The organism is Geopseudomonas sagittaria (assembly GCF_900115715.1).
Lineage (GTDB): Bacteria > Pseudomonadota > Gammaproteobacteria > Pseudomonadales > Pseudomonadaceae > Geopseudomonas > Geopseudomonas sagittaria.
The window spans coordinates 1-9,618 of sequence record NZ_FOXM01000034.1 but is presented as its reverse complement, the minus strand read 5'-3'; the positions used below and the strand labels follow the sequence as shown (position 1 = coordinate 9,618).

Here is a 9,618-nt window from a genome sequence, read left to right as displayed (position 1 = left end):
AGGTGCGGATTGCCGAGCAGGCGATCCACACGCTTGATGGCGTGCTTGGGGTAGGCCTGCCCCGGCAACGAGCGTCCCAGCGCCGTCAGGGTCAGGCGCTGACCTTGTAGCAAGGCGCTGACGCAAGCCATGAGTGCGGTCAGGCGGCGAGCGTGAATGGTCGGCAGTGCTTGAGCGAACGCGGTATGTAAAAATTGGACGGCCTGCATGGGGAACGGGTGTGGTGGCTATGTTTGGCGACAACCACCGTGCCCGCCCATGCAGGCATCTTCAAGCCCTATCCTTTTGATTCGTAAAGATTTTTTGTGGGGATTCCTCAGGGACAGATTTATTTTTCTGCTCTAAAGCTAAGACTCACAATACTTCCATGGAAGGAGGTTTTTCTATGCCCAGGATGGGACGTGTTGTCCTGCCGAATTACCCGCACCACGTGGTGCAGCGTGGCCATAACCGCCAGGTGGTGTTCGTCGCAGCCGAGGACTACCAGCGGTACTTGGTTGATCTCCGTGAACTCAAGGATGCATTCGGAGTAAAGGTCTACGCCTACTGCCTGATGACCAATCATGTGCATCTATTGTTGGCGCCGGGAGATTCTGTAGCGGTATTAGGCCAGCTGATGAAGGCGCTAGCGGCGCGCGCGACACGCTATCTCAATCGCCTGGAAGGGCGTTCTGGAACCCTGTGGGAGAGTCGCTACAAGTCCAGCGTGGTACAAACTGATGCTTACTTGCTGGCGTGCTGTCGATATATCGAGTTGAACCCGGTGCGGGCACGCATGGTGGCCGATGCAGCAGACTATCCGTGGTCGAGCTATCGGTCTCGGGTGGATGATGTGGCAGATAGTCACTGGCTAGATGCTGATCCCTGCTTTGTCGGGCTGGGAGATACGCTCACCGAGCGTCGGCGGCGCTACGAGGCGTTTGTGCGTGAGGCCGTTTGCGCTGATGAGATCAGGCTGATCCGTGAAGCCTTGCAACGTGGCCAGTTGACCGGGATGAATCGTTTTGTGGATGAAGTGGAACGAGTGATAGGTCTGCGAATAGAGCAGCGAGCTCAGGGTAGACCGAGGGCTGATTCGCGAAAATAGAACGGCGATTGCCTGCAGCGGGCGGCCGCCGAGCTGGGCAGCGCCGAGTGGCGCTGGCTGCTCAGCCGCTGATGGGCAGGCTCGGCAGCACGCCGAGCAGCAGGCTCATGCTGAAAAACGACAGCACCGTGGTGGCCACCAGCGCCGCCGCGCAGCGGTCCTCCAGACCGTACTGCTGGGCGAGCAGCGGGTAGACGGTGAACATCGGCGCGCTGGCGAACAGCAGGGCGGCGACCTGCAGGTCGGTTCCGACGCCGGGGACCAGGCTGAAGGCGAGGTAGACCGCCAGCGGGTGCAGCAGCAGCTTGCCCAGCGCCATCTGGCTGGCATCCGCCAGCATGCCGCCGGGCTTGAGCCCGTACAGCGTGCCGCCGATGACGAACAGCGCCACCGGCGCCGAGGCCTGGGCCAGCATCTCGATGGGGCGCAGCAGGATCGGCGGCAGGTGCAGCTCCAGCAGCGACAGTCCCAGGCCGACGACGATGCCGATCAGCACCGGGTTCTTCGCCAGGCGGCGGACGATCTCCACCGCCACCTGGCGTACGGAACCACCGTTCTGTCGCCCGGCCTCGGCCAGGGTCAGCGCCAGCGGCACCATCAGCAGGCTCTCCACCAGCATGCACAGCGCCATCGGCAGCGCCGCCAGCGGACCGACCACCATCACCACCACCGGATAGCCGATGAAGCCGCTGTTGGAGGCCGACATGCCGAGGCCGGTCATCGCCGCGCCGGCCAGGCTGTCCCGGCGCCACCAGCGCGACAGCGCGAAGCCCACCGCGAACGCCGCCAGCGAGGCCAGACCGTAGGCCAGCAGGTAGCCGGCATTGAGGATTTCCTCGATCGGCCGGGTGGCCAGCGAGTGGATCAGCAGGGCGGGCAGGGCGAAGTGGATGACGAAGCTGCTGATGCCGCGGATCTGCTCGCGAGCGAGCAGGCCGCTGTGCACGGAGAGGAAGCCGAGGCCGATGAGCAGGAAGATGGGCGCGGTGATGGTGAGAATGTCGAGCACGGCGGACGTTCCTGGCGGCTGGAAGGGCCGCGGCAGAGCGGCCGGGGCATTATCCGCAGGTCGTCGCGGCGATGGGAAGCCTTCGCCCGCACCTTGCGGGCGATCAGCGAACGTAAAGAGCCGCATGGCCTGGCCACTACCCATGACGGCGCACGCCTCACTCGGCACATATGGTCAGTCGTGCAAGACGATGGCTGAAAGCGTCACACCGACTTCTTCAATGCTTCCACCGTTTTGTTCAAGAGTGGTGGCTGTCTACGTTGTTAAGGTCTCTCTGTATCCGCGATCTAGAGATTCCCGATAGCTATTACCAATTCTTCGCTTACTCCCAAAGCATCGGTCACCCTGCACAAGTACTGCGACTTCCGCTCGTTGCGGACGAGCTGCCTTCGGTGTGCGCCGTACTGGCCTGCCAAAGCATGAGACTTTCGCGGCCTGTGCAGAATACGGCCGCCACCGGCCGGCTCCGGATAATCGGCGCGACTGTTCGATCAGGCAGTCGTCCTGACGCATGCGGAGACCCATATGAACAACAAGAACAAAGCCTGCTATTCCCTGCTGGCCGCTGCCATCACCCTGGCATTCAGCCTGCCGGCTGCTGCCGAGATCGTGCTCTACGACAAGAACGACACCACCTTTTCCACCGACGGCTACTTCAACACCTTCTACGTCAACAGCGACGTCGACCGTGCCGGCGAGCAGTTCGACCGCGACCAGTCGCGGGTCAAGATGGGCTTTCTGCCCAACTACATCGGCTTCAACTTCGGCAAGCAGGTCGACGACCTCAAGCTCGGCGGGCGTTCCTCGTTCTGGGTGACCATCAACGACAGCGAGACCAACGGCACCGCCACCGCCATCGACGTCCGTCAGTTCTACGGCACCGCGTCCAACGACGCCTGGGGTGAAGTGCTGTTCGGCAAGGACTTCGGCCTGTTCGCCCGCTCCAACATCCTGCTCGACGAGATGCTCACCGGCTACGGCCAGGTCAGCGACACCCTGGGCCTGGTCGACGGCGGCGGCGTGTCGTTCGGCAACATCGGCACCGGCTACCCGTACCCGTTCCCGACCTCGCAGATCACCTACCGCTCGCCGCTGATGGGCGGCCTGCGCATCGCCGCCGGCATCATGGATCCGGTGGACACCACCGACGACGCCAGCTCCGCCCTGGACAAGGCCTACCAGGAAGCCCCGCGCTTCGAGACCGAGATCACCTACCAGTTCGAGGTCGGCGGCGCGCAGATCTACTCGTGGGTCAACGGCATGCAGCAGAGCTCCGACAACACCGACGACAGCGTCGAGGACGTCGACTCCACCGGCGTCGGCTACGGCGTGCAGGCCAAGATGGGCAACCTGTCGCTGACCGCGTCCGGCTTCCAGGCCGAGGGCATCAATCCGTTCTTCACCAACAACGCCGGCGAGGCGCAGCTGCGCGAAGTCGACAGCGAGGGCTACCTGCTGCAGGGCTCCTACCGCTTCGGCAAGAACCGCGTCGCCCTGTCCTACGGCAAGACCGAAGACGACGGCAACGGTCTGGGTAGCGCAGCCGACTACGAGACCCGCGGCATCGCCTTCTTCCACGACGTCAACGCCAACCTCAAGCTGGTCGCCGAGCTGAACCAGTTCGAGATCGAGGGTCAGGACAGCGACGCCCTCGACGAGGAAACCCGCACCTTCGCCGTCGGTGCCGCGCTGAGCTTCTAAGGCCGTCACTCCCGCCCCGGGGCCGGGTGGAAAGACGACCGTGGGTCGCTTCCATCCGGCGCGTCGCGGTGGAGAGGCGCCGAGCGGCTCTCCATCCTCCGGGCGGTGCCCCATCGATAGCGGGGCGGCCGGCTGCACGGCGACCGTGGGTCGCCTGCACCCGCCGTCTTGCGCGCCAAGACTGTGGCACGGATTTTCCGTATGCCGTGCTGTACCCCCAAAGAGGGGGCCGGGCAGTACCCAAGTAGCATTACCCGCCCGCCGCCGCCTTTCTAGAATGATCCCGTCTGTGTGTTCTGCCGGTCCGGAGGCGACGTGGAAGAAGATCTGAACGACGTCGTCCGCATGGCCCTTTCCGAGTCGGGCGACCCGGAAAGCGTGGCCCAGGACCTGGCCCGCCAGCTGATGCACCCGCATCTGGGCTGCGTGCTGTTCTTCTGCAGCGCCGAATACGACCTGCCTGCGCTGGCCAACGCCCTGGAGCAGTACTTCGGCGGCGTACGTCTGGTCGGCTGCACCACCGCCGGCGAGATCACCCCGCAGGGCTACGGCCGCGGCTGCGTCAGCGCCATCGGCTTCGACCACCGCAGCTTCTCCATCGCCGCCGCGCGCATCGACGCGCTGGACAGTTTCAGCCTGCTCGACGCCCAGCAGGTGGTCGCCCAGCTGGCCGAGGAGTGCCGCGGCAGCAGCCGCGAACCGATCAGCGGCCACAGCTTCGCGCTGACCCTGCTCGACGGCCTGTCCAGCCGCGAGGAGCTGGTGCTCTCGGCGCTCAACGCCGCCTTCGGGCGCATCCCCCACTTCGGTGGCTCGGCCGGCGACGACAACCACCTGACCCGTACTCACGTCTACCACGACGGCCGCTTCCACACCGGCGCCGCGGTGGTGGTGCTGGTGCACACCGCGCTGGATTTCGAGGTGTTCACCACCCACCACATGCAGCCGCTGGACGAGAAGCTGGTGGTCACCGCCGCCGACCCGGCCAGCCGCACGGTGTTCGAGCTCAACGCCGAGCCGGCGGCGCTGGAGTATGCGCGCCTGCTCGGTCTCGACCCGCAGCAGCTCGACCTCAAGACCTTCGCCCTGCACCCGCTGGCGGTGCGCCTCGGCGAGCAGCACTACGTGCGCTCGATCCAGCGGGTCAACGAGGACCTCAGCCTGACCTTCTACTGCGCGGTGGAGAACGGCATCGTCCTCACCGCCATGCAGCCCGGGCCGCTGCTGCCCAACCTGCAGGCGCTGTTCGACGGCCTCGAACAGCGCCTCGGCCCGCTGCTGCTGACCATCGGCTGCGACTGCTTCCTGCGCCGCATGGAGGTGGAAGCGCGCGGCCTGGTGGCCGACACCGCCGGCCTGCTGGTGCGCCAGCGCGTGATCGGCTTCAACACCTACGGGGAGCAGTTCAATGGCATGCACATCAACCAGACCTTCACCGGCGTCGCCATCGGCCGACCCGGACGGGGCCTGTGCCGCTGAGCTGCGCGAGCGGCTCGCCGAGCTGCAGGCGCGCAACCTCAAGCTGGAACGGATCAACGCCGCGCTGATCGAGCGCGTGGAGTCCGCCGGTCCGCAGGGCGCCGACGCCTACGCCGCCTTCCAGCACTCGGTGGTGCTCGCCGAGCAGGTGCGCGAGCGCACCGACGCGCTGAACCGGGCGATGACCGAGCTGCAGACCAGCAATGCGCTGCTCAGCGAGGCGCGCGGCCGCGCCGAGACCGCCCACCAGCACCTGATCGACGCCATCGAGAGCATCTCCGACGCCTTCGTGCTGTTCGACGCCGGGCAGCGCATCCTGCTGTTCAACCGCCGCTTCCAGGCGCTGTGGGGCGACCTGCAGGGCCGCATCCGCCGCGGCATGCGCCTCACCGAGGTCAAGCGCCTGGCGATCAGCTCCGGGCTGGTGGTCGAGGAGCATGGCGGCGCCGAGCAGGAGCGCACCCTCTACCGCCTGCACGACGGCCGCTGGGTGCAGGTCAGCGAGCGGCCGACCCGCGAGGGCGGCCTGGTGATCCTCTACACCGACATCACCGAGGTGAAGGTCCACGAGACCGCGCGCCGCGAGCAGGCGGTGGCGCAGAAGTCGCGCCTGCTGCAGCGCACCATGGACAACCTGTCCCAGGGCGTCGCGGTGATCAACGCCGAGGGCGAGCTGGAGCTGTGGAACGGCCGCTTCCTCGAGCTCAGCGGCCTGGCGCCGATCGAGGCGCACCGGTCGTTCGCCGAGGTGATGGCCGACAGCGAACTCGAACTGCTCACCCCGGACAGCTTTGATGCCGGCGGCCGCCCGCTGCGCGAGCGCGAGCAGCGCCTGAGCGACGGCCGCGTGCTCGAGGTGCGCACCCATCCGATGCCGGCCGGCGGCTACGTCAACACCTACACCGACATCACCGAGCGCTACCGCTACGCGGAAACCCTGCGCGAGAGCGAGCGCTGGGTGCGCCTGATCACCGACCAGGTGCCGGCGCTGATCGCCTACATCAGCGGCGACCTCACCTACGAATTCACCAACCGCGTCTACGACGAGTGGTACAGCTGGCCGCGCGGCGCCATGCTCGGCCAGGCCATCCACGCGGTGCACAGCGAGGAGCACTGCCGCCTGCTCGAGCCCTACATCGGGCGCGCCTTCGCCGGCGAGAGCGTCACCTTCGAGGTGGCCGAGCGCAACCAGTCCGGTCAGGAGCGCTACATGCTGCGTTCCTACGTGCCCAACCGCCAGCCGGGCGGCGAGGTGCTCGGCATCTTCGTGCTGATCCGCGACATCACCGAGCGCCGGCGCACCGCCGAAGCCCTGCACCAGGCCTACCAGAACCTCGAACGCCGGGTGCGTGAGCGCACCGCCGAACTGACCGCGGTGAACAGCCAGCTGCGCGAGGAGATCGACGAGCGCGCCCGCGCCGAGGCGCGCCTGCGCGAGGCCAAGCGCGAGGCCGAGCAGGCCAACCTGTCGAAGACCAAGTTCCTCGCCGCGGTCAGCCACGACCTGCTGCAGCCGCTCAACGCCGCGCGGCTGTTCACCAGCGCGCTGCTCGAACAGCCGGTGCCGGCGCCCAGCGCCGGGCTGATCCGCAACGTCAGCAACTCGCTGGAGGACGTGGAAAGCCTGCTCGGCACCCTGGTCGACGTCTCCAAGCTCGACGCCGGGGTGATCAAGCCCGACGTCGGCGCGTTCGCCATCGCCGACCTGCTCGACAACCTCGCCGCCGAATACCACCAGATCGCCGCCAGCGAAGGGCTGACCCTGGAGTTCGTGCCCAGCTCGGCGCTGGTCAAGAGCGACACCCAGCTGCTGGCGCGGGTGCTGCGCAACTTCCTCAGCAACGCCATCCGCTACACCGCCAGCGGCCGTGTGCTGCTCGGCTGCCGGCGCCGTCCCGGTGGGCTGTCCATCGAGGTGTGGGACACCGGCGCTGGCATCGCTCCGGACAAGCTCGGCGAGATCTTCCAGGAGTTCAAGCGCGGCACCCCGGTGCGCGCCACCCAGGACCGCGGCCTCGGTCTCGGCCTGGCCATCGTCGACAAGATCGTGCGCATGCTCGGCCACCGCATCCGCGTGTATTCGCGCGAGGGCATCGGCTCCTGCTTCGCCGTCGAGGTGCCCTACGCGCGCAGCGTGCCGCGCCCGCGCGAGCAGAGCGAACTGCCGCCGCCGCCCGGCGAACACCTGCAGGGCGCGCGGGTCTGGGTGGTCGACAACGACGCGGCGATCTGCGCCGGCATGCGCACCCTGCTCGAAGGCTGGGGCTGTGATGTGGTCACCGCGCTGTCCGGCGAGGATCTGGCCCGCCAGGTCGACACCGTGCAGGGCGAGGCCGACATCCTGGTCGTCGACTACCACCTCGACAACGGCCACACCGGCGCCGAGCTGGTCGTCGAGCTCAACGCCCGGCGCAGCGCGCCGTTGCCGGTGCTGATGATCACCGCCAACTACAGCAACGACCTCAAGCTGCAGATGCGCGAACTCGGCCAGGTGCTGATGCACAAGCCGGTACGGCCGATGAAGCTGAAGACGGCGATGAGCCATCTGCTCGAGCGGGGGAGGGGGTAGATCAGTAGTACGACTTGATCACGTTGATGCCCTTGCCCAGCACTTCTCGCCAGGCAGCAAGGTCTTCAAGGTCAACCTCCGGATCGTGCTGCCCGGCGGCCAGAAGCAGCGAGCCCACCCATAGATCGTTGGGTGGGCTTTGGTGCTGTGCTGGAAGAGTCTATTTGTTGGTGCGCTTCAACTGTGCGGGAGTGGCGCCGAGTTTGGTGCGAAGTACTCGGGTTAAATGCGCTTGGTCTGAAAACCCGCAAAGATAAGCGATCTCTTTGATGGCCAGCGAACCCTCGCACAGCATGCGTTTGGCCCTCTCGACGCGCTGATTGGTCACGAATGCGTGTGGTGAGCAGGCAAAGGATTCGCTGAACTTTCTGGAGAATGTCCAGGCGCCAAGTCCCACGGTATCAGCCATTTCATCTAGGCGTATGGAGTTGTGCAGGTTGGCATCAATAAACTCAAGCAAGCGCTGTTTCTGCAGTTGAGATAGGCGGCCAGGGGATTCTCTCTCCTTGAAAGTAACGCTGGCATAATTACGCAGAAGATGAATGGCCAGTTGCATGCCCAAGGCTTCAACATACAAGGATCCACCAATTCCACGACTGCACACCTCGCTTGTGATTGCGCCGGAAATGGATGTCAAGATTAAGTCTTGCCTGCGAAGTAGATCATGAAGGCGAACCTCCTCGATCGGTCGCTCCATGACATCCATGGCTACGCGTGACATCAGCGCATTGGAAAGATAGATGTGCGAGACGTCGATCTCTTCGGTCCAGTGCCAGTGTGAGTCCTGCGACATTGTCAGCAGGGAAATGTCTCCCGGTGCGCAGGCCGTACGCTTCCAGCCTTCATCTATGCATCTGTCCATCGGCGTACGGCCCATGTAATAACAAACGATCATAAAATGATCGAGCGGCGGGATCAGGACATCCTGGCCCTTGTAGCGATACGAGCGTTGCTCGATGTCTTTCCATCCGAGTTCTTCGCTGGTGCTGAGAACCTCTCCTGGTACCCACTGGATAAGTTCCTTCGGAGGGATGGCTTTGGGCATGCTTTCGTTCTCTTTTGAGGGCCATCCTCATTGCTCTCACTGCGATCCAGGTCAGGGTGCAATAAGTTCTGGAGAGCTGGGCTGGCTTCAGTTTTTATTAGTATGTATATCTGCATGAAATATTATCATGCAGCTGTTTTGTAGGGAAGTTGTATTGGTTCTTGAGGATTCCAAATGTTGATAAAGGACAAGGTTCTGATGGGTGTTTGGAATAACCAGTGGCTGGTCTGTAAAGTCCGGTTTTTCTCACCATGCTTACATGGGTGGGAAGGCGTGAATGTTTGCGCGTAAGACGCTTTCTATATCACCGTTGCTTCTATTTGAGGCTCGGGAGTGAACTCACGCGAATAAAAAAACGGTCGCCCGTGGGGCGACCGTAAAGGGCTGCGCGATCAGGGGACGCAGCGGAGAAACTCATATCAGTCGACCGCCTTGAGCATGTCCTCGATGACCTTCTTGGCGTCGCCGAACACCATCATCGACTTGTCCATGTAGAACAGCTCGTTGTCCAGGCCGGCGTAGCCGCTGGCCATCGAGCGCTTGTTGACGATCACGGTGCGCGCCTTGTACGCCTCGAGGATCGGCATGCCGGCGATCGGCGAGTGCGGGTCGGTCTTCGCCGCCGGGTTGACCACGTCGTTGGCGCCGAGCACCAGCACCACGTCGGTCTGGCCGAACTCGGCGTTGATGTCGTCCATCTCGAACACCTGCTCGTAGGGCACCTCGGC

General features: G+C 64.5%; 7 protein-coding genes and 1 pseudogene. 4 read left to right on the top strand and 4 right to left on the bottom strand.

The features are described from left to right. A pseudogene (locus tag BM297_RS21165) lies at positions 1-209 on the bottom strand (IS4 family transposase); the annotation flags it as partial. 176 nt (positions 210-385) lie between these two features. Here BM297_RS21165 and BM297_RS21160 point away from each other — a divergent pair. Beyond that, entirely contained in the window at positions 386-1,087 is a 702-nt protein-coding gene (locus tag BM297_RS21160) for a transposase (protein ID WP_092435793.1), read from the top strand. Between the two features lie 61 nt (positions 1,088-1,148). On the opposite strand, the gene BM297_RS21155 is transcribed toward BM297_RS21160, so the two are convergent. Further along, positions 1,149-2,096: an AEC family transporter gene (locus BM297_RS21155; protein ID WP_092435790.1), complete on the bottom strand. Its 948-nt coding sequence runs from the start codon at positions 2,094-2,096 to the stop codon at positions 1,149-1,151. A 525-nt stretch (positions 2,097-2,621) separates the two neighbouring features. On the opposite strand from BM297_RS21155, the gene BM297_RS21150 reads away from it, so the two are divergent. The 3 genes from BM297_RS21150 to nahK all read left to right on the top strand — a co-directional run bounded on the left by BM297_RS21150 (position 2,622) and on the right by nahK (position 7,845). After that, complete coding sequence (locus tag BM297_RS21150; RefSeq protein ID WP_092435787.1) at positions 2,622-3,797, top strand: porin; 1,176 nt, start codon at positions 2,622-2,624, stop codon at positions 3,795-3,797. 315 nt (positions 3,798-4,112) lie between these two features. Beyond that, a complete protein-coding gene (gene nosP, locus BM297_RS21145; RefSeq protein ID WP_394328030.1) occupies positions 4,113-5,276 on the top strand; it encodes a nitric oxide-sensing protein NosP in 1,164 nt (387 codons plus the stop codon). Then, the gene (gene nahK / locus BM297_RS21140) at positions 5,206-7,845 is read left to right on the top strand and encodes a hybrid sensor histidine kinase/response regulator NahK/ErcS' (RefSeq protein WP_092435784.1); all 2,640 of its coding nucleotides are present in this window, start codon (positions 5,206-5,208) and stop codon (positions 7,843-7,845) included. Before nosP ends, nahK begins: the two co-directional genes overlap by 71 nt. A gap of 160 nt (positions 7,846-8,005) precedes the next feature. Here nahK and BM297_RS21135 read toward each other — a convergent pair whose 3' ends face one another. Beyond that, positions 8,006-8,890 (bottom strand): helix-turn-helix domain-containing protein, encoded by an 885-nt coding sequence (locus tag BM297_RS21135; RefSeq protein ID WP_092435781.1) that lies wholly within the window; start codon positions 8,888-8,890, stop codon positions 8,006-8,008. 419 nt (positions 8,891-9,309) lie between these two features. After that, positions 9,310-9,618, bottom strand: a 309-nt coding sequence (locus BM297_RS21130) for an NAD(P)(+) transhydrogenase (Re/Si-specific) subunit beta (RefSeq protein WP_139231106.1), incomplete at its 5' end; no start/stop codon positions are given.

Excerpts from the sequence above, each read along its gene's own strand:
- BM297_RS21160 (WP_092435793.1), top strand. The coding sequence starts at position 386 with ATGCCCAGGATGGGACGTGTTGTCCTGCCGAATTACCCGCACCACGTG.
- BM297_RS21150 (WP_092435787.1), top strand. The coding sequence starts at position 2,622 with ATGAACAACAAGAACAAAGCCTGCTATTCCCTGCTGGCCGCTGCCATC.
- nahK (WP_092435784.1), top strand. The coding sequence starts at position 5,206 with ATGGCATGCACATCAACCAGACCTTCACCGGCGTCGCCATCGGCCGAC.
- BM297_RS21135 (WP_092435781.1), bottom strand. The coding sequence starts at position 8,890 with ATGCCCAAAGCCATCCCTCCGAAGGAACTTATCCAGTGGGTACCAGGA.